Genomic DNA, 21,317 nt, shown 5'->3' with positions numbered 1-21,317 from the left:
TACCGGCCATGGATCCCCGTAGCGTCGTCCTGCTCGGCTCGACCGGCTCGATCGGCACCCAGGTGCTCGAGGTGGTCGCGGCCAATCCGGACCGGTTCCGCGTGCTCGGTCTCTCCGCCGGCGGGGCGAATCCGGAGTTGCTCGCCGAGCAGGTCCTCGCCACGGGGGCGCAGGTGGTCGCGATCGGCAAACCGACCGCGGCCGAGGATCTGACGCTCGCCCTGTACGCGGCCGCCGAACGGGCAGGCTACGCGCGCGGGGAGTTCGCGATGCCGCGGATCCTGGTCGGCGCACAGGCCCCGGTGGAGCTCATCGAACAGGTGCCCGCCGACGTGATCGTCAACGGGATCACCGGTTCGGTCGGGCTCGCCCCGACGATGGCCGCGCTCGCCACCGGCTCCCGGCTGGCGCTCGCGAACAAGGAATCGCTGGTCGCGGGCGGCCCGCTGGTCACGGGAGCGGCCAAACCCGGCCAGATCGTCCCGGTCGACTCGGAGCACTCGGCCCTGACCCAGTGCCTGCGCTCCGGTGCCCGCGAAGAGGTGGCCAAGCTGGTGGTCACCGCATCGGGTGGACCATTCCGCGGCCGCACGCGCGAGCAGATGCGGGATGTCACGGTCGAGCAGGCGCTCGCGCATCCGACCTGGAACATGGGCAAGGTGATCACGATCAACTCGGCGACCCTGGTGAACAAAGGGCTCGAGGTGATCGAGGCACACCTGCTCTACGACATTCCCTACGAGCGCATCGACGTGGTGGTGCACCCGCAGTCGATCGTGCACTCGATGGTGACCTTCACCGACGGCGCCACCATCGCCCAGGCCAGCCCGCCGGACATGCGGCTGCCCATCGCGCTCGCCCTCGGCTGGCCGCAGCGGGTGCCCGATGCGGCGCCGAGCTGCGATTTCGGCACCGCGTCGAGCTGGGAGTTCGAACCGCTCGATGAGCAGGTCTTTCCCTCGGTCCCGCTGGCGAAGGCGGCAGGGGAGACCGGGGGCTGTGTACCCGCCGTGTTCAACGCGGCCAACGAGCGGGCGCTCGACGGCTTCGTGACGGGCTACGCTGCTTTCACCGACATCGTGGACACTGTTACCAGGGTGGTCGAGGATGCGGACCAGTGGCGTGGAGAGCCCTCGAGCGTGGAGGAGGTACTCGCCGCGGAACACTGGGCGCGGGAACGGTGCGGGCAGTACCTGGCTCGCAGTAACTGAACGGGGAAGGAACCAACCAGGTGCTCGCATTCATCGGTGGCATAGTGCTCTTCGCGCTGTGCATCGGGCTCTCGGTCGCACTGCACGAGGCCGGGCACATGTTCACCGCCAAGGCTTTCGGCATGCGGGTGCGCCGCTACTTCATCGGCTTCGGGCCGAAGTTGTGGTCCTTCCGGCGCGGCGAGACCGAGTACGGGCTCAAGGCGATCCCGGCGGGCGGGTTCTGCGATATCGCCGGGATGACCGCGCTCGATGAGGTCACCGAGGAGGAGAAACCGCGGGCGATGTGGCGCTTCGCGGTGTGGAAGCGCGTCGTAGTGATGATCGCCGGGGTGGTCACCCAGTTCGTCCTCGGCTTCTTCGTCGTGTACCTGATGGCGGTCACCACGGGCGTGCCGAACGTGCTCGACAAGCCCTACATCGGCAAGGTCGCCGACTGCGCCCAGACGGCGAGGTTCGCCGGGCACAAGGACGGCAAGCAGGAGTGGAGGTACCTGCCCTGCGCGCCCAGTGCCCCGGCCCCGGCGAAGCAGGCGGGACTGCGCGAGGGCGACCGCATCGTCTCGGTGGCCGGAAAACCCACGAAGACCTGGTCGCAGGCGGTGCTCACGATCCAGGCGCAGCGCGGCTCCACCCCGATCGTCGTGAACCGGGACGGCAGGACGCTGACCCTGCGGATGAACGTCGCCGAGGTCACCGGCGTCAAGCAGAGCGCGAACCCGAAGCAGGCGCCGTCGATCGGCGAGATCGGTGCGATCGGGGCGGGCGCGGAGAGCACGTTCACCTACAACCCGATCACCGCCTTCTCCGGAGCCGGGGAGTTCACCGGCGTGATGTTCACCAACGTCTGGGAGGGCATCAAGCGGTTGCCGGAGAAGGTGCCCGCGCTGATCAGCGCCATCGGTGGCGGTGACAGGGGTGCGGACACGCCGATCTCGGTGGTCGGTGCCTCGATCATCGGTGGCGACGCGGTCGAGCAGGGCAGCTGGGTGCTGTTCCTCTACCTGCTCGCGGCGCTGAACTTCTTCATGGGCGCGATGAACCTGCTCCCCCTGCTCCCGCTGGACGGCGGGCACGTGGCGATCGCGGTCTACGAGCGGATCCGGAACTGGCTGCGCAAACTGCGTGGGCTCGCGCCCGGCGGCCCGGTGGACTACACGAAGCTGTCCGGGGTGACCATGGTCGTCGTCCTGATCGGCGGTGCTTTCATGCTGCTCACCATCACGGCGGACATTGTTAACCCGATCAGGTTCTAATGGGCCTCGTGCGGAGCGGCGAGGCCCACATCGCCCGCCCGCCATGCATCGGTGTCCCTGGGGGACAATGGTGACAGAGCCGTTGGATACAGGAGGAGCAGTGGACGTCAACCTGGGTATGCCGGCACTTCCCGCGCCGACGCTGGCAGAGCGGCGCAAGACACGGCAGTTGCACGTCGGCAAGGTCGGCGTGGGCAGCGACTACCCGGTCTCGGTGCAGTCGATGACGACCACGGTCACCGCGGATGTGAACGCGACACTGCAGCAGATCGCCGAGCTGACCGCCTCCGGCTGCGACATCGTGCGGGTGGCCTGCCCCTCCGCGGACGACGCCGAGGCGCTCCCGGCGATCGCCGCGAAATCGCAGATCCCGGTGATCGCGGATATTCATTTCCAGCCGAAGTACGTGTTCGCCGCGATCGAGGCGGGCTGTGCCGGGGTGCGGGTGAACCCGGGCAACATCCGCAAATTCGACGACCAGGTCAAGGAGATCGCCCAGGCCGCGAAGGACCGCGGCACTCCCATCCGGATCGGGGTCAACGCGGGTTCGCTGGACAAGCGGTTGATGGAGAAGCACGGCAAGGCCACCCCGGAGGCACTCGCCGAGTCCGCGCTGTGGGAGGCCTCGCTGTTCGCCGAGCACGACTTCCACGACATCAAGATCTCGGTGAAGCACAACGATCCCGTGGTCATGGTGCGTGCCTACGAGCTGCTCGCCGAGCAGTGCGACTACCCGCTGCACCTGGGCGTCACCGAGGCCGGTCCGGCGTTCCAGGGCACCATCAAGTCCGCGGTCGCATTCGGTGCGCTGCTGCGCCAGGGCATCGGGGACACCATCCGGGTCTCGCTGTCCGCGCCTCCGGTCGAGGAGGTCAAGGTCGGCACCCAGATCCTGCAGTCGCTGAACCTGCGGCCGCGCAAGCTGGAGATCGTGTCCTGCCCGTCCTGTGGGCGCGCCCAGGTGGACGTGTACAAGCTCGCCGACCAGGTGACCGCCGGCCTCGAGGGGATGGAGGTCCCGCTGCGGGTGGCCGTCATGGGCTGTGTGGTGAACGGTCCCGGTGAGGCACGCGAGGCGGACCTTGGTGTGGCCTCCGGTAACGGCAAGGGGCAGATCTTCGTCAAGGGCGAGGTCATCAAGACCGTTCCGGAGCACGCGATCGTGGAGACCCTGATCGAGGAAGCCATGCGGATCGCGGAGGCGAGCGAGGACAGCGGGGAGCCGACGATCACCGTCGGCTGATGCGGTTTTTGCTGGTCAGGGGTTACGCTGAGCGGCATGGCGGAGATTGTCGGTGGCTCTGGATACGGTGCGGGCACCGACACTGGACGGACCGCGATGAGTATTGCCGTTGCCGGGCTCGGTGCGTCGTACGACTGGGATGCGCTGCTGCGCCTGTGGAACTCTCGCCCGAGGGGGTCTACCGGCGAAGCCTGCGGGTGCCGTTCGCCGGGCCGCTTGCGCTCCCGGAGCCGTTCGGGGTGGAGCTGGACACGAGCGGCTATCGATCCGGTCCGGACCAGGCCGTGCGCTCGATCACGTAGTCCACATCCCCGTGCCCGGCCCCGGGAATCGGGTCCGGGTAACGGCCGAACTCGGTACGGACGAGCCGGAACCCGCAGCGTTCGAGGACCTTGCGGGAACCGGTGTTGACCGCCATCGTGGTGGCCTCGATGCGCAGCCGTCCGAGGGTGGTGAATCCGCGCCGTACCAGGGCCCGAGCCCCTTCGGTGGCGAGTCCGCAGCCCCAGTACGGCTTGCGCAGCCGGTAGCCGAGCTCCGCGGCCCGCTGTGGTCGCGCGGTGAGCGCGAACCAGCCGATGAACGTGCCGTCGGCCTGGTCCACGGCGGCGAAGTGACCGAAACCGGGGGTGTTGCGGTAGTCCGCCAGGAACTCGGGGAGGGTCTCGTGCTCGACGGCGGACCGTGGTGTCGGCTCGCCGCCGTTGATGTACCGCATGACCTCGGGATCGGCGTCCAGCTCGGTGAGCAGATCGATATCGGCCGTGGTGAATTCACGTAGCCGCATCCGCGGGGTGAGCAATACGGTTCGCACCCGAGCAGCCTAGAGCTACGCTGAACAGGTGGCGAGCGGAAGCGGCGATGCCGGACCCGGTGGGTATGGTGTAGACATCCATGCCGAAGGAGTACCGATGCGCACTGCGATCGCGGATCTTGGGGCCGAGTCGAGCTACGACCGGTCCGGTCTGCTGCGCCTGTGGCAGGAGCTGGACATCCCGGAGGGATGGCGCGCGGAGCTCTCCTATAAGGGGGTCACGATGACGGCGCCGCCGTCGAATCCGCCCGTGAATGTAGCGAGCCCGGTCCACCGAGCATTGACTCGTACCTTGCCGAACCAGTTCCGGACACATCAGATACCTGGTGTCAGCTTCGCACTGGCCGGCCGCGTCTTCATCCCCGGTCTTTGCGCTTCGCGCTCGCCTTTCGGAGCGAAGGTCGCTCCGCCCGAGCCGTTCGGGGCCGAACTGGAAACGTCCGGGTTCTGAGGTCACCATGCCGGTGGAGGTGGAGTTCGCCCAGCGGGCCGCGATCGAGCGACTGCGGCCGTATGTGCGCGGGTACACCGGGTACCGCCAGGACGGTGTCCCCGAAGGACTGCACCGCGGCCTGCCGTCCCGCTCGATCACCCTGATCATCAGCCTGTCCGATCCGGTGCGCATGATCGGCGGACCCGGCACCGAGCACGGCCCGCTCGCGCTCTCCGCTGCGATCGGCGGACTGCACCTGCGCCCGGCGCTGATCGCGCAGGACCGGACGCAGTACGGAATTCACGTCGAGCTCGATCCGCTCGGAGTGCGCGCCCTGCTCGGAGTTTCCGCGACCGAGCTTGCTTCCGGGGTGTTCGATCTCGCCGAGCTCCCCGTGCCGTGGCGCCGTGATCTGGTGGACCGGCTCGTGGAAGCGCCCGACTGGTCGCGGCGGTTCGCGATTCTGGACGAGTGCTTCGTGGCGGGGCTGCGCCCGGTGACCCTGGTCAGCGAGGTGCGGTGGGCCTGGCAGCGCATGGCCGCCGAGACCGGCGGGGCCAGGGTGCACGAGCTCGCCGGGGAACTGGGATGGAGCCGAAGGCATTTCGGCGCGCGGTTCAGCGCCGAGGTGGGGGTGACGCCGAAGCAGGCGGCCCGGCTGACCCGGTTCGAGCGGAGCAAGGCGCTGCTGCGGGCCGGCGGGCACGGCTCGCTCGCCGAGGTCGCGATCGAGTGCGGCTACTACGACCAGGCGCACCTCGCGGCGGAATGGCGGGAGTTCGCCGGGTGCCCGCCGAGCACCTGGATCGCCGAGGAGCTCCCATTTCTCCAAGCGACCGGGGAGTGAGCCGAACAGAATGGGGGCATGACGACACAGTTGAACAACCCAGGGGTGTGGCCCTGCCTGCAGTACACCGATGCCGAAGCGGCCCGGGTCTTCCTCACCGAGGTCTTCGGGTTCACCGAAACCCTGACCGTGCGGAGCGAGGACGGCACCAAGATCCTGCACGCCGAACTGCGCTGGCCGGAGGGCGGCGGCGTGATGTACGGCGACGCCCAGCCGGACAACCACCCGGAATACCCGCAGCCGACCGGCATCCAGTGGCTGTGCGTGGTGACTGCCGATCCGGATGCGGTGCACCGCCGGGCGGTCGAGGCCGGCGCCAAGATCGTCGCCGAGCCCTACGATGCCGACTACGGCGCACGCAATGTGTGTATCGCCGATCCCGGCGGCCACGTGTGGACCTTCGGGACCTACGCCGGTAGCTGAGGTCTCACTCCGTACGCTGCCCGGAGACCCGAACCGCGCCGTCGGGCGCGCTCGCCGTCAGATGCAGCGCAGCGCCGCCGTCCGGACCGTGCCGCACGATCTCCTCGGCGATCGCCGCGGTCAGCTGTGTCCGCATGGTCCGACGCAGCGCGCGGGCACCGTAGACCGGATCGAAGCCGCGTTCGGCCAGGAAAGCGAGCACGTCCTCGCTCACCTCGAGGTGCACCTGCTTGCGCAGCAGTCGCTTGCGCAGCAGGGCGACCTCGAGCGAGACGATGCCCCGCGCGGTGTCCTTGCCGAGCTCGGCGAAGTGCACGGTGTCATCGATGCGGTTGACGAACTCGGGATCGAAGAACTCCCGCAGCGCCGCGTCGATCACCGGGCGCCGGCCCCGGCGCAGCAATCGGTCCACCCCGCGCCGCCAGGGAATGCCCTGGATGCGGGCGATCTCCGCGGAACCGAGGTTCGAGGTGAGGAACACGAGCGTGTTCCGGAACGAGATCCGCTCCTGACCGCTGGCCAGCTTCAGGATCCCGCTGTCGAGCACCTGCAACAGGGCACGCAACACCGTGGGATGCGCCTTCTCCACCTCGTCGAACAGCACGATCCCCGGACGGTATGGGTCACCCTGGACGGTGTCCCGGTCGAAGACGCTGTACGCCTCCTTACTGCCCGCGTAGCCGGGCGGAGCGCCGCTGAACGAGGCCGCGTAGTGCTCCTGGGCGAGCGCGTTCATGTCCACTCGGCACAGATCGTCCGGCCCGGACCTCAGCTGCGCGGCGACCGTGCGCACCAATTCGGTCTTGCCGACCCCGGTCGGGCCGACGAGCAGCAGGTTAGCCAGCGGCCGGTCCGGGTCCACCGCGCCCGCCTTGGCGAGCACGATCGCGCGCACCACCGTCTCGATGGCCTCGTCCTGGCCGAGGATGCGCTCGCGGAGCAGGGCGCGGAGCCGGTCCGGGTCGAATTCCGCTGCCTTCGCGGTGTTCTCTGTGGTGGTGGTTTCGGTGGATCCGGTACGAGCACGATTCTGCTCGTGATACATGTCGGTGAGAAACGGCATGGGCTCAGGCCTGCATCGACCGTTCCGCAGGCAGCGTTCCCACCTGGCAGTCGGCGACACCGACCGTGCTCCTGGTGAGTTTCTCGACGTTCTCCCGCGCCTGCTCCGCGTCCATCACCCAGGTCTTGTAGAAGCTGAACGGGCAGTCCGCGACGCCCTTGTCGCCGTCACCCGCGTCGTACACCCCGGAATAACCGCGGTGCAGCAGCTTGAACAGATGATTCTGCGACTGGTCGTATTCCCGCGCGTCCCGGATCGCGGATTTGGACAGCTGCGCGTACTGGATTCCGTATTCCTCCTCGCCGGTCTCGCCGAGGGTGCGCCCGTCGAATCCGATGATCGAGGAATGGCCGAAATAGGAGTAGACGCCGTCGAATCCGGCCGCGTTGGCGACCGCGACATAACAGTTGTTCGCCCAGGCCATCGCTTTCGCCATGAGCACCTGCTGATCCTTGGCCGGGTACATGTACCCCTGGCAGCGCACGATCAGTTCGGCGCCCTTCATCGCGCAGTCCCGCCAGATTTCCGGGTAGTTGCCGTCATCGCAGATGATCAGCGAGATCTTCATGCCCTTCGGGCCCTCGGTGACGTAGGTGTCGTCACCCGGGTACCAGCCCTCGATCGGGCACCACGGCAGGATCTTGCGATAGCGCTGCACGATGTCGCCGCGGTCGTTGATGAGTATGAGCGTGTTGTACGGAGGTTTGTTCGGGTGCTCCTCGTGCTGCTCGCCGGTGATGGAGAAGATTCCCCACACCCCGGCCTGGCGGCAGGCCGCGGAGAAGATCTCGGTCTCCTCGCCCGGGACGGTGGCCGCGGTCGCGTACATCTCGCCGGGGTCGTACATGATGCCCTGGGTCGAGTACTCCGGGAACACCACCAGGTCCATGCCGGGGAGGCCGGTCTTCATGCCGACGACCATCTCGGCGATCTTACGCGCGTTCTCGAGTACCTCTGGTTTGGTGTGCAGGCGCGGCATCTTGTAGTTGACCACCGCGACGCCGACCGTATCCGGGCTCGCCGATATGTCACCGTGTCGCATGGCTACTCCTCGTCGAGTTGCTTTCAGATGAAACTAATCATGGAGCGGCGCCAGGTCAAGGAGGTGTCGCGCCTCGGTTCGGGGTTGTTCGGACTCAGAGCCGGGTGAGCACGTCGAAGTCGAGGCCGTCGGCGACCGCGAGGTGCACGTGCTGGCGGGCCTGTTTGCCGTCGAACTCGATGGTCCCGCGTGGTCCCTCATAGGCGACGCCGTCGATCGCGGCATCCCAACCGGCCGCGTCGGCACGACCCGCGCGGCGGGCGAGATGGGCCAGCGTGTGCAGTCCTTCGTAACAGGACTCGGCCGCGTTGTTCAGCGCGGGAGCCGAGGGACCGTGCATCCGGACGTACTCACCGACCAGGTCCATCGCGTCCGCGGTGGCCAGCGCTCGGAAATAGCCCGCGGACACGTAAAGTCCCTCGGTCGCCGTGCTGCCACTGGCCAGCAGCATGTTCTCCTCCATCAGCGGGCTGAACCGGACGATCCGCTCGGCGAACCCGTGCGCGGCGAAGGCCCGGTTGAACTCGACCGCGTCCTGGCCCACCAGCAGCATGATCACGCCGTCGCACTGTTGCCGTTCGATGCTGCGCACCACGCCGGTCATATCGCCGGAACCGAGCCGGACGAAGGCCTCTCCGGTCAGCGAGAGATCGAGCTCATGAGCGTACTGGCGCACCGCGGCCGCGGAGCCGTGCGGCCACACGTAGTCGTCGCCGACCAGGAACCAGCGGCGGGCGCCGAGGTTGTCGCGCAGCCAGCGCAGTGCGGGCGCGATCTGGTAGCGGGGGATCTCGCCGGAGCAGAACACGTTCGCGCGCCGTTCGCCGCCCTCGTACAGCGAGGTGTAGACGTACGGGACCCGGTCGGCGACCACCGGGGTGAGGGCATTGCGCACCGAGGAGATGTGCCAGCCGCTCACCGCGTCGACCCGGCCCTGCTCGATCAGCCGGTGCACCTGATCGGCGATCACCGCGGGTTCGGCGCCGCCGTCGACCACATCGAAGGTGACCTCCTTGCCGAGGATCCCGCCCGAGGCGTTGAGTTCGGCGACGGCGAGTTCGGTGATGGCCTCGCAGGAGGGGCCGAACAGGCCGGCCGGGCCCTGTAGCGGGATCACCATGGCAACGCGCCAGGCACGTGCGGTATCGGAGATCATCGCGGGACCGTGCTTCCGTGCGGTATTTTCGCTTCGGAGTCTGGCAACGTGCGAGGTATTCCGCAAGCGGGGAGGGCGGCCGAGAATGGGACAGCCGGAAATCGCTTCGATCCCGATGACGAGCGCGCTCACCAGGGCGGCACGGGTACTCGCCGCACGCGCGGAGCGGGTACTGGCTCCGCACGGGTTCACCTTCGATCAGTGGCTGGTCGCCGATGCACTCGCCCGCGAGCAGGACCTTTCCATGGCCCAGCTCGCCGAGCGCACCCAGCTGACCGGGCCGACCCTGAGCCGGGTGGTGGACCGGCTGGCCACGAGCGCGCTGCTCTATCGCCAGGTGGATCCGGCCGACCGGCGGCGCGCGGTGGTGCGGCTGGGACCCCGCGGACGCGCGGCCCGTGCGGCGGCGCTGGCGGATCTCGTCGCGCTGGAGCGTGAACTGCTCGGGGAACTCGGCGATGCCCCGGAGTTCCTCGCCCGGCTCGCCGGAAACGGGTGAGCGTTCGCTCTCCACCCGGCGGTGTGGCACGCTGAGCAGGTGCTCAAGCTGGGCGGGGCGAGACTGCTCGACGACAGGGACGCGAGTGCGGTCGAGGCCGCCCTCGCCGAGGCGCCCGTCGCCGGGTGCATGGTCTCGGCGCGGGTCGAGATCGCCGGGCTCGAACCGTGGCGGCTCGGCGGGGAGCTGTGGGGAATCGAACGAGGGCTGTTGCGCGGGGGGAGACTCGACGGGCTGTGTTTCGCCGGCCCGAACCTGATTCCCTTGCGGGGCACCAGTTCCGAGTGGCGGGTGTTCGCCGATCGGGCACTGCGCAGGCGGCGGATGTGCTCCTCGCTCGTCGGCCCTGCCGAGCAGGTGCTCGGGCTCTGGTCGGAGCTCGCCGGGGAATGGGACAGCCCGCGGGAGATCCGTGATCACCAGCCGCTGCTCGCCATGTCCGGTCAGCCCCGGGTCAGCCCGGACCCGCTGGTGCGGAGGGTGCGCCCGGACGAGCTGAATCGCTACCTGCCCGCCGCGGTCGCGATGTTCACCGAAGAGGTCGGGGTGGATCCGGGCCTCGAGGACGGGGGAGCGGCCTACCGGGCGCGGGTCGCCGAGCTGATCGCGGCTGGCCGCGCGTTCGCCCGGTTCGAGGGGGACGAGGTCGTGTTCAAGGCGGAGATCGGCGCGATGTCCAATGCGGTCGGCCAGATCCAGGGGGTCTGGGTGCATCCGGAGCGCAGAGGTGAAGGCCTCGGCGCCACGGGGACGGCCGCGGTGGTGGACACCCTGGTCAATCGGCTCGACCGGACGGCGAGCCTGTACGTAAACGCATACAACCTGCCCGCCTGTGCCGCTTATCGCAGGATCGGGTTCCGGGAGGTCGGCAGCTACGCCACCGTGCTGTTCTAGGGTGGAGGCATGTCCGTACGCGCTCCTCTCGTTCCCGGTGTGCAGGCCCCGCGCCGCCCGGTCCCCGCGTCCATCGCCCGTCCCGAATACGTGGACAAGGACGCCCCGACCCCGAACACGGACCCGTGGGTGCAGCCACCCGAGATCATCGAGAAGATGCGGGTCGCCTCGAAGATCGCCGCGCAGGCTCTGCAGGTCGGTGGCCAGGCGGTGCGGCCGGGGGCCACGACCGATGACGTGGACGCCGTGATCCACGAGTTCCTCTGCGACAACAACGCCTATCCCTCCACCCTCGGCTACCGGCATTTCCCCAAGTCCTGCTGTGTCTCGCTGAACGAGGTCATCTGCCACGGCATCCCGGACTCCACCATGATCGAGGACGGGGACATCGTGAACATCGATGTGACCGCGTTCATCGACGGCGTGCACGGGGACACCAACGCGACGTTCCTCTCCGGGGAGGTCGGCGAACAGGCGCGGCAACTGGTCGAGCGCACCCACGAGGCCACCATGCGCGCGATCAAGGCGGTACGGCCCGGACGCCAGCTCAACGTGGTCGGCAGGGTGATCGAGGCCTACGCCAACCGGTTCGGCTACGGGGTGGTCCGGGACTTCACCGGGCACGGCATCGCCCGCTCCTTCCACTCCGGTCTCGTCGTGCTGCACTACGACGAGCCCTCCGTGGACACCGTGATCGAGGAGGGGATGACCTTCACGATCGAGCCGATGATCACGCTGGGCGGTATCGACTACGACGTGTGGTCCGACGACTGGACGGTGACCACCAAGGACAAGAGCTGGACCGCGCAGTTCGAGCACACCCTCGTGGTGAACGCGGACGGCGCCGAGATACTGACACTGCCCTGAGCGCGGCGTATCGTTTCCGGGCATGACGACCGCATTGTGGAGCGGGAACCACGACGGAGCGGACTTCGGCTCGGGTGTCTCGCTCATCATCGAACCGGGCACGGAGCCGGGCAGCGGTCCACGGCTGCACCGGCATCCCTACGCCGAGACGTTCGTCATCCGCAGCGGCCGCGCGCTGTTCACCATCGGCGACGAGCAGATCGAGGGCCGGGGCGGGCAGATCCTCGTCGCCCCGGCGAACATCCCGCACCGGTTCACGGTCCTGGAGACCTATGAGGCGGTGCACATCCACGAGAGCGAGCGCATCGTCACCGAATGGCTGGAATGAAGGGTTCCCTGCTGGTCGCCGGGACCACATCGGACGCGGGCAAGAGCGTGCTCGTCGCGGGCATCTGCCGCTGGCTGGCCCGCAAGGGGGTGTCCGTGGCCCCGTTCAAGGCGCAGAACATGTCGAACAACTCCGTCGTCACCCCGGATGGCGGGGAGATCGGGCGCGCCCAGGCGATGCAGGCGCTCGCGGCCGGAATCGAACCGGATGTCCGGCTCAATCCGGTGCTGCTCAAACCGGGCAGTGACCGCAGTTCGCAGGTCGTGGTACGCGGACAGGTCGATGGCTCGGTCACCGCGATGTCGTACCACGAGCGGAAATCCGCCCTGCTCGGTACCGTCGTGTCCACATTGGACGAACTACGCGCGGACCACGATGTCGTGGTGTGCGAGGGCGCCGGCTCACCGGCCGAGATCAACCTGCGGGCCAGTGACATCGCGAACATGGGCCTGGCGAGGGCGCGCGATCTGCCGGTGCTCGTCGTCGGGGACATCGACCGGGGCGGGGTTTTCGCGCAGTTCTACGGGACGCTGAACCTGCTCGAGGAGGCGGACCGGGAACTGGTGCGCGGCTTCGTGATCAATAAGTTCCGTGGTGAACGCGCGCTGCTCGAACCGGGTCTGGAACAGCTCTCCGCGCTCACCGGAAGGCCGTGCTACGGCGTGCTTCCCTACGAGCCGCGGCTGTGGCTGGATGCCGAGGATTCACTGTCCTATGCGGACTCGACACCGATCGGCCGCCCGGCCCCACCGGTCGGCAACCGCTGGCTGCGGGTCGCCGTGGTGCGCCTGCCCCGGATCTCGAACGGCACCGATATCGATGCCCTCGCCTGCGAACCTGGGGTAGCGGCGCGGTTCGTCACCGATCCAGGCTCCTGCGCGGATGCCGATCTGATCGTGCTCCCCGGTACGAAGTCCACTGTGGACGACCTGGACTGGTTGCGGCACACCGGTCTTGCCGCAGTGATCGAGCAGCACGTGGCCGAGGGGAAGCCGCTGCTCGGCATCTGCGGCGGTTTCCAGATGCTCGGAAAGGCCATTGTGGACACAGTGGAATCCGGTAAGGGGGCGGTTTCCGGGCTCGGCCTGCTCGATCTGGACATCGAGTTCGCACCGACCAAGACGCTGCGCAATCCGGAAGGGTCGGCGCTGGGGCAGGCGGTGCGCGGCTACGAGATCCACCACGGCCTGGTCGCCCGCCGCGGCGCGGTCGACCCGCTCGTGGACAGCGGTGACGGGGCCCTGGCCGGTCCGATCGCCGCCACCCACTGGCACGGGCTGTGCGAGAACGACGCGTTCCGCCGCACGCTGCTGGATTGGGCGGCCGGTCACGCGAAGCGTGATTTCCGTGCTGCGGGCGGGATTCACTTCGCGGAGATCCGTGCCGCGCAGCTCGATTTGCTCGGGGACCTCGTCGCGGACCACCTCGACACGGAGGTGCTCCGGGAACTGCTCAGCTAGCGGCCCAGTCGAGGATCGAGTCGCACTGGCGCACGAGTTCGGCGCGCAGCGGTTCGGCCCGATCGGCGAACTCGGCCTGCCGGGCGGCGTATTCCGCGCGGCCCTGCGGGGTTTCGATGCGCACCGGTTCGTAGCCGAGCGCCGAGAGGTCGTAGGGACTGGCGCACATGTCCAGTTCACGGATATCGGCGGCGAGCTCGAAACAGTCGGCGACCAGTTCCGCGGGAATGAACGGATCGAGCTTGTAGGCGGCCTTGTACAGATCCATGTTCGCGTGCAGACAGCCGGGCTGCTCGAGCTCGATCTGGCGCTCCCGCGTCGGGGTCAGCGTATTGCGCGGGCGGGCCGGTTCGGTGAAGAACCGGAACGCGTCGTAGTGACCGCAGCGCACCTGCTGTGATTCGAGTACCGCATCGGTGCCCGCGCCACCGAGCCGCAGCGGATAGTCCGCGTGCCGCACCTGATCCGGATCCTGCCGGTAGACCATGGCCCACTCGTGCAGGCCGAAGCAGTTCAGCCGGGCGCGCCGGGACGCGGTCGCGGCGAGCAGTGCGCGGTAGAACTCCACGGTGTGCAGGCGCGAGCCGGTACAGGCTTCCGGATCGAGCGCGACACCCTCGGTGAAAGCGCGGTATTCCTTGTGGGCCAGGAACTCGTCCGTCCCCGTGCCGGAGAGGAGCACGCCGTGGCCGGGGTGCCAGCGCGCGAGTTTGCTTGGCCGGTGCGAGTAGTAGGTGAACAGGAAGTCGTAGACCGGGTGCCGCTGGCTCGCCGCACGGCGCCGCCGGTGCGGTTCGAGCAGCGCGTCCATCCGCCGCCGGTGCGCCAGCATGCGCTTGTGCCACCGCGGTTCGCTGAGCACGGTCGGAGTGGGGGACTGCATCACCGCGAGTCTATCGGTTCGAGCAGGTCCCAGCGGTTCCCGTACGGGTCGGTGAACACTGCGACGGTCCCGTACGGTTCGTGCCTCGGTTGTTCCTCGAACCGCACCCCGGCCGCGTGCAGCCTGCGGTACTCGCCTGGGAAATCCGTGGTGTACAAGAAGAAACCGACCCGGCCGCCGGTCTGTTCGCCGATGCTGGCGCGCTGTCTGCCGGTCGCGGCGCGGGCCAGCAGCAGTCCGGTCTCGCTCGCCTCGCGCGGGCGTACCACGACCCATCGCTTGTGTTCCTCGATCCTGGTGTCCTCGAGCAGTTCGAAACCGAGGACGCGAACGTAGAAGTCGATCGCCTCGTCGTAGTCGGGTACCACCAGGGTGATGAGGCCGAGCCGGTTCATGGTTCAGGTGTGCCTGCGCAGCAGGTCCTCGAAGAAGCCGCCCGCCTCGCGCGCGGCGCGCTCGGCATCGCCGGAGACGATCGCCTCGACCAGGGCGTCGTGCATGATCTGGTCGTCCTGGTATTTGTCATCCCGGTTGAACGTGGTCGCGACGCTGGCCCGCATCGTCTCCATCAGGCCCCGGTAGAGCTCGGCGAGCAGCGTGTTGTGCGCGCAGTCGATGATCAGCAGATGCAGCTGGAAATCGGCCTCGATCGCGGCGGCATCGTCGTCCCCGTAAACGGTCGCATTGCGCTCGTGCAGTGCGGTTCGCAGTGCTTCGATATCGGCGTCCGTCCTGCGCAGCGCCGCGTGGTAGGCACCGTCCGCCTCGATCATCCGCCGCACTTCGAGCGCCTCGCGCAGTTCATCGGTGCACAGCCGGCGCATCGCCCCGGAGAGTTCGCTGGTGGCCCGGACATAGGTGCCGTCGCCCTGCCGGACCTCGAGGAGTCCGGAGTGGGAGAGCGCGCGGACCGCCTCGCGAACCGTATTCCTGCCCACGCCCAGCGAGGTGACGAGCTCGGACTCGGTGGGAATCCGTTCGCCGATCGGCCATTCCCCTTCGGTGACCGCGGTCCGCATCTGCTCGATGACCTGGTCCACGAGTCCGGTCCGCTGAGTGGTGACTAAGGCCATCCTAACGTCCCTTCATCCGAAGATCCTACGTTTGCTACGGTAGCAGCCATGGCGGGAATCCATGATTCGACACCCCAGGACCAGGTGCAGGGGCATAGCGTCGAACTGATGAACACCGGCGCTTCGGAAGAGGTCATCCGCAGCAAGCACGCGGCCCTCGTCGGCACGCCGCTACTGCTGATCGGTGTCATCCTCGCCGCGGCGAACTTCCGGCCCGCGGTGACCAGCATGTCCTCGATTCTCGGCGAGGTGCGCACCGATCTGGGCGCCTCCTCGCTGTGGGCCAGCGTGCTCACCGCGCTGCCCACGGTGTGTTTCGGGATCGCCGCGGTGGCCGGTCCCTGGCTGGGCAGGCGCCTCGGTATGGCCCGCGCGGTGGCTACGGCGCTGGTCGTGCTGACCTTCGGGCTGATCCTGCGCGTCGTGGACGGCGAGGCCGTGGTGCTCGCCGGGACCTTCATCGCGGCCGGCGGGATCGCGATCGGCAACGTGCTCATCCCGGTGGTGGTGAAGGAGTCCTTCCCGAACCGGGTCGGCCTGGCCACCGGTCTGTACACCGCCGCGCTGAACACCGGTGCGGCACTGGCCAGTGCGCTGACCCCGCCGCTGAACCGAGGCCTCGGCGACTGGCGGCTCGCGGTGGGGGCGTGGGCGCTGCTCGGGGTGGCCGCTCTGATCATCTGGGGACTGGGTGCGCGGCACGGGCACGCCAAGCGCACCGTGGCCGCCGCGGAACCGGGCACCCGCAAGACCTCACTGTTGCGCAGCCCGCTCGCCTGGGCGATCACCGGCTTCTTCGGTACCCAGTCGCTCGTGGCCTATGTGGCCATGGGGTGGATCACCGAACTGTTCGTCAGTTACGGCGTACCGCGCGACCAGGCGGGTCTGATGCTCGCCGTGCTGAGTGTGCTCGGTGTGCCGCTGTCCCTGATCGTCGCCCCGATCGCGATCCGGAGCAAAACCCAGTCGGGATGGATCGCCGGGATGATCATCGTGGCCATGCTCGGGTTCCTCGGGCTGCTGTTCGCCCCGACGGCCGCGCCGTGGCTGTGGGCGGTGCTGATCGGTGCCGGAATGGGCGTGTTCTCGCTTGCGCTCGGGGTGGTCGCGCTGCGGGCCAAGGACTCGCACGATGCGACCCGGCTCTCGGCCATGGCTCAGGGTTTCGGGTACGTGGTCGCGGCGAGTGGGCCGCTGCTGTTCGGCCTGCTGCACGGGGCGACCGGTAGCTGGACGGTCTCGCTGATCGTGGTGCTGGCGGTGCTGTGCGTGGAACTGGTGCTCGGTGTGATCGCCGGACGCGCTCGCCACGTCTGACTGGCGATCGGCATCGGGATCGGCCGGCTGGTGCGCGGTATCACCGGGCTCTCGCTCACTTCGGCGTTTCCCAGGGGTACACCCGGCAGGGCTGGGCTTCGTGCTGCTCACCCTCACCTGTGCCGCCGGGGTGCTGCTGATCGTCTGCCGCTGTCGTCGATCCCACGCTGCTGCTCGCCTCCGGGATCGCGCTGACCGGCCGGGAATTCCCGGCGCCGCTCAGAGTTCCAGGTTCAGCAGCGCGTTCTCGATCAGCTCGGGCATCGCCGGGTGGATCCAGTACTGGCCGCGCGCCATCTCCATGGCGGGCAGGCCGAAACTCATCGCCTGAATGAGCGGCTGGATGAGCGTCGGGGCCTGCGGGCCGATGATGTGCGCACCGATGAGCAGCCCGGTCTTCTTGTCGGCCAACAGTTTCGCGAAGCCGGTGGTGTCCTCCATCGCCCAGCCGTACGCGATGCCCGCATAGTCCTGGACGGCGACGGTGTAGTCGATCCCGGCCTCGCGTGCGGCGCGTTCGGTGAGCCCCACGGCGGCGATCTGCGGTGCGGTGAACACCGCGTGCGGCACATAGCGGTGATCACTGGCGACCGGCTCGTCCGGGTGCAGCAGGTTGTGCTGCACCACCCGTTCCTCGTGATTGGCCACGTGCTTGAGCTCGTGCTCGCTGGACACATCGCCGAGCGCGTAGATCCCGGGCACCGAGGTGCGCTGATACTCGTCCACGACGAGATGACCGCTCTCCCGGGTCTCCAGGCCCGCGGCCGCCACGTTCAGGGTGTCCGTGTTCGGTGTGCGGCCCACGGCCACCAGCAGTTCGTCCGCGACCACCGGGTCCTGCCCCGCGATGTGCAGGGTGACCTCGTCCCCGGTGCGCGCCACGCGTTCGGTACGCGCATCGAGACGCAGCGCGAACCGCGCTCCGAGCAGTTCGGTGATGCGTTCGCTGACGGTCTCGTCCTCGGCCCGCAGGATCGCCGAGGAACGGGCGATCAGCGTGACCTCGACGCCGAGCGCGGCGAACACGTGCGCGAACTCGGCGGCGATGAACCCGGAACCGAGAATCGCCAGCCGCCGTGGCAGCCGCTCGAGGCGCATGATCGTGTTCGAGGTGTGGTAACCACTCGATTCGATGCCCTCGATCGGTGGAATCACCGGGCGCCCGCCCGCGGCGACCACGATGGTCTCGCTGCTGATCTCCTCGGGCGCGCCGCCGTCGTTCGGGCTCAGCGTCAGGGTTTTCGGTCCGCTGAACACCGCGTGTGCCTCGAACACGGTGACGTTCTCGTTGTCCGCGTGGTTGATCCGGTAGTCCCGGCCACCGGCCGCGATCGGGTCGATCCGCCCGAAGATCCGGTCCCGGATCTTCGGCCAGTGCACCGCGTCGAGCGTCTCGTCCACCCCGAAGGCCGAGGAATGCCCTGGCGTCGCCGCGATATCGGCGGTGTGCACGAACATCTTGGTCGGGATGCAGCCGACGTTGAGGCAGGTGCCGCCGAAAGTGCCGTGCTCGATCAGCGCGACCGATTTGCCGGCGAATTCCGGTCCGAGAATGGAGTTCGCCGAACCGGTGCCGATGATCACCAGATCGAAGTGCCGCATGCGCCGTTCCTTGTCCGTGGTTGCCTTCCGGAATGCCAACGCGCGCCCGCCCGGTGACATTCCGGACGGGCGCGCGCGCCGGCTCAGTGGCCGAAGACCGGAGTGATGATCGCCCTGCCGAGGGTGTGGAAGGCGAGGTTGAAGCTGACCACGGCCGGGCTGACCGAGCCGTCGATCTCGAGCGCGTCCACATCCACCGCGTGCACCACGAAGTAGTAGCGGTGGTCGCCGTCCCCGGCGGGCGGGGCGGAACCGGCGTAGGCCTTCATGCCGAGGTCGTTGGCGATGTGGAAGCCGCCGGGAAGGCTGTCGTCGCTCGCCCCGGCACCGGTGTCCAGGGACGTCACCGAGGCCGGAATGTTGGCCACGATCCAGTGCCAGAAGCCGCCGGGAATCGGCGCGTCCGGATCGAAACAGGTGACCACATAGGACAACGTGGCATCCGGCGCACCGGACCAGGAAAGCTGCGGCGAGATGTTCTGCCCGGAGACGCCCATGCCGTTGAACACCTGGGCGTCCGGCAGCGCGCCGCCGTCGGCGACATCGGCCGAGGTGACGGTGAAGGAAGCGACCGAGGGAAGCAGGGAGTAGGGATCGGGGGCGGTAGGACGCTCAAGGCTCATCGGCTGACCCTCCATACGTTGCGCGGGATTGCGTGGCCACGATACCCACTGTGAAATTTCACAGCGAGATACCCGCCGATGTGCGGATAGTCAGCACGATCTCCACCTGATGTGATCGGATGGCCGGAACGAAACGTACGGAGGGAGCCAGAGGATGCGCACCATCAGGGGCAGGGCCGGGGCATTGTTCGGCGCGATCGCGGCCGCGGCGGTGATCCCGCTCGTCGCGGCGGGGAGCGCGGGCGCCACGCAGCACACCGGCATGGAACCGAAGATCGTGGGCGGCACGGAGGCCAAGCTCTCCGATTTCCCGTCCATCGTCGCGGTGAACCAGTCCAATGGGGACAACTGGTGCGGCGGGACGCTGGTGGCGAAGAACAAGGTGGTCACGGCGGCCCACTGTGTCGACGGGAAGCAGCCGGACTTCTTCCAGATCGTGTCCGGATCGGCGGACCGCACCGACGCCAAGGCCGAGCACGCCAAGGTCACCAAGATCTGGCAGCACCCGGATTTCACCATGGACAGCATGAAAGACGATGTCGCCGTGCTGACCCTGGACAAGGAACTCAAGGCGCCGCTGGCCGAACTGAACACGGATCCGAAGGCCTACACCGAGGGCACGAACGCGACCGTGCTCGGCTGGGGCGACATCAAGGATGGCGGCGGCCAGTACCAGAAGCTGCTGCGCAAGGTCACCGTGCCGATGGCCAGTGACCAGACCTGCAGCGGCGCCTACACGGACAGGTTCGACAAGGCCTCTATGACCTGTGCCGGGGTCAAGGAAGGCGGCAAGGACTCCTGCCAGGGCGATTCGGGTGGCCCGCTGGTCGTCGACGGCCGCCTCGCGGGCATCGTGTCCTGGGGTGACGGTTGCGCCCAGGCCGGCAAGTACGGCGTCTACACTCGCGTCTCCGCGGTCGCCGACGACGTCAAGGCCCAGCTGAAGTAGTGATCAGCTTCGCGGTGCGGTCTCGGTGAGGGACCGCACCGCGAGTTCCACATCCTCGGCAGACAGCTCCGCGTGTGCCCGCAGCCGCAGCCGGGAAACCCCGTCCGGGGCGGACGGCGGACGGGAACAGTCGATCGCGACTCCGCGTTCGCGCACCGCGTTGGCCCAGTCGGTGGCGGCCTGCGGGGAGGGTGCGAGTACCGAGACCACGGCCGAACCGGGGGCGCTGACCTGAAGGTCCGCCGCACGTAGCCCTTCGCCGAGGGTGGCGGCATGTTCGAGGGCCCGGGCGGCGCGCTCGGGCTCCTCCCTCGCGATCTTGAGCGCGGTGAGGGCGGCACCCGCGGCCGGTGGGTTGAGCCCGGTGTCGTGGAGGAACGTGCGCGCGGTGTTCACCAGATGCGCGATCACCCGGCGCGGTCCGAGCACGGCGCCGCCCTGGCTGCCCAGCGCCGTGGCCAGCGAGACGGTGGCCACCACATCGGGCGCCTTGGCCAGGCCCGCCTCGGCCAGTCCGCCGTCGCCGAGGATCCCGAACCCGTGCGCGATGTCGGCGACCAGACCGGCCCCGTGTTCCCGGCAGGCCGCGTGCAGCTCGGCCAGTGGCGCGATGCCACCGTCCACAGTGAACACCGATTCGGTGAGCACCAGCGCCCTGGTGACCTTGCGAGTGGCGAGTGCCTTGGTCACGGCGGGCACATCCGCGTGCCCGGAGACGGCGACGGCCGAACCGGACTGGCGGCAGGCGTCGATCAGTGAGGCGTGCATGTATTTGTCCGCCACGATCGCGCACTCCTTGCCGGAGAGCGCGGTGACCGCGCCGAGGTTGGCGGTGAACCCGCTGGAGAACACGAGCGCGGCCTCGGTCCCCGCATAGGCGGCGAGCTCGCGCTCCAGCTCGGCATGCAGTTCGGTGCTCCCGGTGACCAGCCGGGAACCCGTGGTGCCCGCACCCCACTTCAGGGCGGCGGCCGCCGCGGCGGAGGTGACCCGCTTGTTCCTGGCCAGGCCAAGATAATCGGCGCCGGCGAGGTCGATCAGCCCGGACACGGGCGGCCGTGGCCGGATCCGCCGGGTCAGCCCGGCCTCGGCTCGTTTGCCCGCCTGTTCGTCCAGCCAGGCGAACGCGGATTCGGGGTCGAACATGTCTGGCAGTCTGTCCTCCGTGGCGGGCGCCACTGCAGCCGGGGTTGGTGCGCGCGCGCCGACCGGCTAGCGTCGGGACGTTGGAGCGCCCCTGCGCGCCCCGAGAGGAAGCCGGTGCGAATCCGGCGCGGTCCCGCCACTGTGACCGGAGCGATCCGGGAGCCAGGAACTCTCGTGAACCGACCTGT

General features: G+C 68.5%; 23 protein-coding genes and 1 riboswitch. Of the genes, 13 read left to right on the top strand and 10 right to left on the bottom strand.

Annotated features, from left to right (window positions below; genetic code table 11):
• The first annotated feature begins 8 nt into the window (after window positions 1-8).
• From dxr to ispG, 3 genes are all read left to right on the top strand, one after another.
• Complete coding sequence (gene dxr, locus A37U_RS0117170) at window positions 9-1,211, top strand: 1-deoxy-D-xylulose-5-phosphate reductoisomerase (RefSeq protein ID WP_020497893.1); 1,203 nt, start codon at window positions 9-11, stop codon at window positions 1,209-1,211.
• Between the two features lie 20 nt (window positions 1,212-1,231).
• Window positions 1,232-2,467 (top strand): M50 family metallopeptidase, encoded by a 1,236-nt coding sequence (locus A37U_RS0117165; RefSeq protein WP_020497892.1) that lies wholly within the window; start codon window positions 1,232-1,234, stop codon window positions 2,465-2,467.
• Window positions 2,468-2,585: 118 nt separating this feature from the next.
• On the top strand, window positions 2,586-3,710 hold the full coding sequence (gene ispG, locus A37U_RS0117160; protein ID WP_083933666.1) for a flavodoxin-dependent (E)-4-hydroxy-3-methylbut-2-enyl-diphosphate synthase: 1,125 nt from the start codon (window positions 2,586-2,588) through the stop codon (window positions 3,708-3,710).
• Window positions 3,711-3,969: 259 nt separating this feature from the next.
• On the opposite strand, the gene A37U_RS0117155 is transcribed toward ispG, so the two are convergent.
• Window positions 3,970-4,524, bottom strand: coding sequence for a GNAT family N-acetyltransferase (locus A37U_RS0117155; protein ID WP_026197302.1), 555 nt, complete (start codon window positions 4,522-4,524; stop codon window positions 3,970-3,972).
• A 97-nt stretch (window positions 4,525-4,621) separates the two neighbouring features.
• Between A37U_RS0117155 and A37U_RS44095 the strand changes: the two genes are divergently transcribed.
• The 3 genes from A37U_RS44095 to A37U_RS0117140 are packed head-to-tail and all read left to right on the top strand — an operon-like array spanning window position 4,622 to window position 6,227.
• Window positions 4,622-4,975 carry a hypothetical protein gene (locus tag A37U_RS44095; protein ID WP_020497889.1) on the top strand — a complete coding sequence of 118 codons (354 nt, stop codon included), beginning with the start codon at window positions 4,622-4,624 and terminating at the stop codon, window positions 4,973-4,975.
• Between the two features lie 7 nt (window positions 4,976-4,982).
• Window positions 4,983-5,804, top strand: coding sequence for a helix-turn-helix domain-containing protein (locus A37U_RS0117145; protein WP_020497888.1), 822 nt, complete (start codon window positions 4,983-4,985; stop codon window positions 5,802-5,804).
• 18 nt (window positions 5,805-5,822) lie between these two features.
• Window positions 5,823-6,227, top strand: a complete 405-nt coding sequence (locus tag A37U_RS0117140) for a VOC family protein (RefSeq protein ID WP_020497887.1) — start codon at window positions 5,823-5,825, stop codon at window positions 6,225-6,227.
• Between the two features lie 4 nt (window positions 6,228-6,231).
• Here A37U_RS0117140 and A37U_RS0117135 read toward each other — a convergent pair whose 3' ends face one another.
• The 3 genes from A37U_RS0117135 to A37U_RS0117125 all read right to left on the bottom strand — a co-directional run bounded on the left by A37U_RS0117135 (window position 6,232) and on the right by A37U_RS0117125 (window position 9,488).
• Window positions 6,232-7,290 carry an AAA family ATPase gene (locus A37U_RS0117135; protein ID WP_020497886.1) on the bottom strand — a complete coding sequence of 353 codons (1,059 nt, stop codon included), beginning with the start codon at window positions 7,288-7,290 and terminating at the stop codon, window positions 6,232-6,234.
• A 4-nt stretch (window positions 7,291-7,294) separates the two neighbouring features.
• Entirely contained in the window at window positions 7,295-8,332 is a 1,038-nt protein-coding gene (locus tag A37U_RS0117130) for an aliphatic amidase (RefSeq protein WP_020497885.1), read from the bottom strand.
• A gap of 94 nt (window positions 8,333-8,426) precedes the next feature.
• Window positions 8,427-9,488, bottom strand: a complete 1,062-nt coding sequence (locus A37U_RS0117125; RefSeq protein WP_020497884.1) for a substrate-binding domain-containing protein — start codon at window positions 9,486-9,488, stop codon at window positions 8,427-8,429.
• Window positions 9,489-9,573: 85 nt separating this feature from the next.
• On the opposite strand from A37U_RS0117125, the gene A37U_RS0117120 reads away from it, so the two are divergent.
• Genes A37U_RS0117120 through A37U_RS0117100 form a run of 5 tightly spaced genes read left to right on the top strand, consistent with a single transcriptional unit; the run spans window position 9,574 to window position 13,536 of the window.
• A complete protein-coding gene (locus A37U_RS0117120; RefSeq protein ID WP_020497883.1) occupies window positions 9,574-9,987 on the top strand; it encodes a MarR family transcriptional regulator in 414 nt (137 codons plus the stop codon).
• Between the two features lie 39 nt (window positions 9,988-10,026).
• The gene (locus tag A37U_RS0117115; protein WP_026197300.1) at window positions 10,027-10,881 is read left to right on the top strand and encodes a GNAT family N-acetyltransferase; all 855 of its coding nucleotides are present in this window, start codon (window positions 10,027-10,029) and stop codon (window positions 10,879-10,881) included.
• A gap of 9 nt (window positions 10,882-10,890) precedes the next feature.
• Window positions 10,891-11,748, top strand: coding sequence for a type I methionyl aminopeptidase (gene map, locus A37U_RS0117110; RefSeq protein ID WP_026197299.1), 858 nt, complete (start codon window positions 10,891-10,893; stop codon window positions 11,746-11,748).
• 22 nt (window positions 11,749-11,770) lie between these two features.
• On the top strand, window positions 11,771-12,076 hold the full coding sequence (locus A37U_RS0117105) for a cupin domain-containing protein (RefSeq protein WP_020497880.1): 306 nt from the start codon (window positions 11,771-11,773) through the stop codon (window positions 12,074-12,076).
• The gene (locus A37U_RS0117100) at window positions 12,073-13,536 is read left to right on the top strand and encodes a cobyric acid synthase (protein ID WP_020497879.1); all 1,464 of its coding nucleotides are present in this window, start codon (window positions 12,073-12,075) and stop codon (window positions 13,534-13,536) included. The genes A37U_RS0117105 and A37U_RS0117100 overlap by 4 nt, the downstream gene beginning before the upstream one ends.
• Here the strand turns inward: A37U_RS0117100 and A37U_RS0117095 are convergent.
• Genes A37U_RS0117095 through A37U_RS0117085 form a run of 3 tightly spaced genes read right to left on the bottom strand, consistent with a single transcriptional unit; the run spans window position 13,529 to window position 15,492 of the window.
• On the bottom strand, window positions 13,529-14,419 hold the full coding sequence (locus A37U_RS0117095; RefSeq protein WP_020497878.1) for a hypothetical protein: 891 nt from the start codon (window positions 14,417-14,419) through the stop codon (window positions 13,529-13,531). The genes A37U_RS0117100 and A37U_RS0117095 overlap by 8 nt on opposite strands.
• Complete coding sequence (locus A37U_RS0117090) at window positions 14,419-14,814, bottom strand: VOC family protein (protein WP_020497877.1); 396 nt, start codon at window positions 14,812-14,814, stop codon at window positions 14,419-14,421. Before A37U_RS0117090 ends, A37U_RS0117095 begins: the two co-directional genes overlap by 1 nt.
• A 3-nt stretch (window positions 14,815-14,817) precedes the next feature.
• The gene (locus A37U_RS0117085; RefSeq protein WP_026197298.1) at window positions 14,818-15,492 is read right to left on the bottom strand and encodes a FadR/GntR family transcriptional regulator; all 675 of its coding nucleotides are present in this window, start codon (window positions 15,490-15,492) and stop codon (window positions 14,818-14,820) included.
• A gap of 48 nt (window positions 15,493-15,540) precedes the next feature.
• Here A37U_RS0117085 and A37U_RS0117080 point away from each other — a divergent pair, with 48 nt between their 5' ends.
• Window positions 15,541-16,809 (top strand): CynX/NimT family MFS transporter, encoded by a 1,269-nt coding sequence (locus tag A37U_RS0117080; protein ID WP_020497875.1) that lies wholly within the window; start codon window positions 15,541-15,543, stop codon window positions 16,807-16,809.
• Between the two features lie 219 nt (window positions 16,810-17,028).
• Here A37U_RS0117080 and A37U_RS0117075 read toward each other — a convergent pair whose 3' ends face one another.
• A complete protein-coding gene (locus tag A37U_RS0117075; protein WP_020497874.1) occupies window positions 17,029-18,411 on the bottom strand; it encodes a mycothione reductase in 1,383 nt (460 codons plus the stop codon).
• 83 nt (window positions 18,412-18,494) lie between these two features.
• Window positions 18,495-19,034, bottom strand: a complete 540-nt coding sequence (locus A37U_RS0117070) for a YbhB/YbcL family Raf kinase inhibitor-like protein (RefSeq protein WP_020497873.1) — start codon at window positions 19,032-19,034, stop codon at window positions 18,495-18,497.
• A 154-nt stretch (window positions 19,035-19,188) separates the two neighbouring features.
• On the opposite strand from A37U_RS0117070, the gene A37U_RS0117065 reads away from it, so the two are divergent.
• Entirely contained in the window at window positions 19,189-19,983 is a 795-nt protein-coding gene (locus tag A37U_RS0117065) for a S1 family serine peptidase (protein ID WP_020497872.1), read from the top strand.
• A gap of 3 nt (window positions 19,984-19,986) precedes the next feature.
• Here A37U_RS0117065 and A37U_RS0117060 read toward each other — a convergent pair whose 3' ends face one another.
• Window positions 19,987-21,129: an 8-amino-7-oxononanoate synthase gene (locus A37U_RS0117060; protein ID WP_020497871.1), complete on the bottom strand. Its 1,143-nt coding sequence runs from the start codon at window positions 21,127-21,129 to the stop codon at window positions 19,987-19,989.
• Between the two features lie 104 nt (window positions 21,130-21,233).
• Window positions 21,234-21,301, top strand: a riboswitch (cobalamin riboswitch).
• Window positions 21,302-21,317 lie beyond the last annotated feature (16 nt).

This window comes from Sciscionella marina DSM 45152 (assembly GCF_000379465.1).
Taxonomy (GTDB): domain Bacteria; phylum Actinomycetota; class Actinomycetes; order Mycobacteriales; family Pseudonocardiaceae; genus Sciscionella; species Sciscionella marina.
The sequence above is the reverse complement of the archived record's forward strand: the minus strand, read 5'-3'. Positions and strand labels throughout refer to the sequence as shown.

Excerpts from the sequence above, each read along its gene's own strand:
- dxr (WP_020497893.1), top strand. The coding sequence starts at position 9 with ATGGATCCCCGTAGCGTCGTCCTGCTCGGCTCGACCGGCTCGATCGGC.
- ispG (WP_083933666.1), top strand. The coding sequence starts at position 2,586 with ATGCCGGCACTTCCCGCGCCGACGCTGGCAGAGCGGCGCAAGACACGG.
- A37U_RS44095 (WP_020497889.1), top strand. The coding sequence starts at position 4,622 with ATGCGCACTGCGATCGCGGATCTTGGGGCCGAGTCGAGCTACGACCGG.
- A37U_RS0117145 (WP_020497888.1), top strand. The coding sequence starts at position 4,983 with ATGCCGGTGGAGGTGGAGTTCGCCCAGCGGGCCGCGATCGAGCGACTG.
- A37U_RS0117140 (WP_020497887.1), top strand. The coding sequence starts at position 5,823 with ATGACGACACAGTTGAACAACCCAGGGGTGTGGCCCTGCCTGCAGTAC.
- A37U_RS0117135 (WP_020497886.1), bottom strand. The coding sequence starts at position 7,290 with ATGCCGTTTCTCACCGACATGTATCACGAGCAGAATCGTGCTCGTACC.
- A37U_RS0117130 (WP_020497885.1), bottom strand. The coding sequence starts at position 8,332 with ATGCGACACGGTGACATATCGGCGAGCCCGGATACGGTCGGCGTCGCG.
- A37U_RS0117125 (WP_020497884.1), bottom strand. The coding sequence starts at position 9,488 with ATGATCTCCGATACCGCACGTGCCTGGCGCGTTGCCATGGTGATCCCG.
- A37U_RS0117120 (WP_020497883.1), top strand. The coding sequence starts at position 9,574 with ATGGGACAGCCGGAAATCGCTTCGATCCCGATGACGAGCGCGCTCACC.
- map (WP_026197299.1), top strand. The coding sequence starts at position 10,891 with ATGTCCGTACGCGCTCCTCTCGTTCCCGGTGTGCAGGCCCCGCGCCGC.
- A37U_RS0117105 (WP_020497880.1), top strand. The coding sequence starts at position 11,771 with ATGACGACCGCATTGTGGAGCGGGAACCACGACGGAGCGGACTTCGGC.
- A37U_RS0117100 (WP_020497879.1), top strand. The coding sequence starts at position 12,073 with ATGAAGGGTTCCCTGCTGGTCGCCGGGACCACATCGGACGCGGGCAAG.
- A37U_RS0117095 (WP_020497878.1), bottom strand. The coding sequence starts at position 14,419 with ATGCAGTCCCCCACTCCGACCGTGCTCAGCGAACCGCGGTGGCACAAG.
- A37U_RS0117090 (WP_020497877.1), bottom strand. The coding sequence starts at position 14,814 with ATGAACCGGCTCGGCCTCATCACCCTGGTGGTACCCGACTACGACGAG.
- A37U_RS0117085 (WP_026197298.1), bottom strand. The coding sequence starts at position 15,492 with ATGGCCTTAGTCACCACTCAGCGGACCGGACTCGTGGACCAGGTCATC.
- A37U_RS0117080 (WP_020497875.1), top strand. The coding sequence starts at position 15,541 with ATGGCGGGAATCCATGATTCGACACCCCAGGACCAGGTGCAGGGGCAT.
- A37U_RS0117075 (WP_020497874.1), bottom strand. The coding sequence starts at position 18,411 with ATGCGGCACTTCGATCTGGTGATCATCGGCACCGGTTCGGCGAACTCC.
- A37U_RS0117070 (WP_020497873.1), bottom strand. The coding sequence starts at position 19,034 with ATGAGCCTTGAGCGTCCTACCGCCCCCGATCCCTACTCCCTGCTTCCC.
- A37U_RS0117065 (WP_020497872.1), top strand. The coding sequence starts at position 19,189 with ATGCGCACCATCAGGGGCAGGGCCGGGGCATTGTTCGGCGCGATCGCG.
- A37U_RS0117060 (WP_020497871.1), bottom strand. The coding sequence starts at position 21,129 with ATGTTCGACCCCGAATCCGCGTTCGCCTGGCTGGACGAACAGGCGGGC.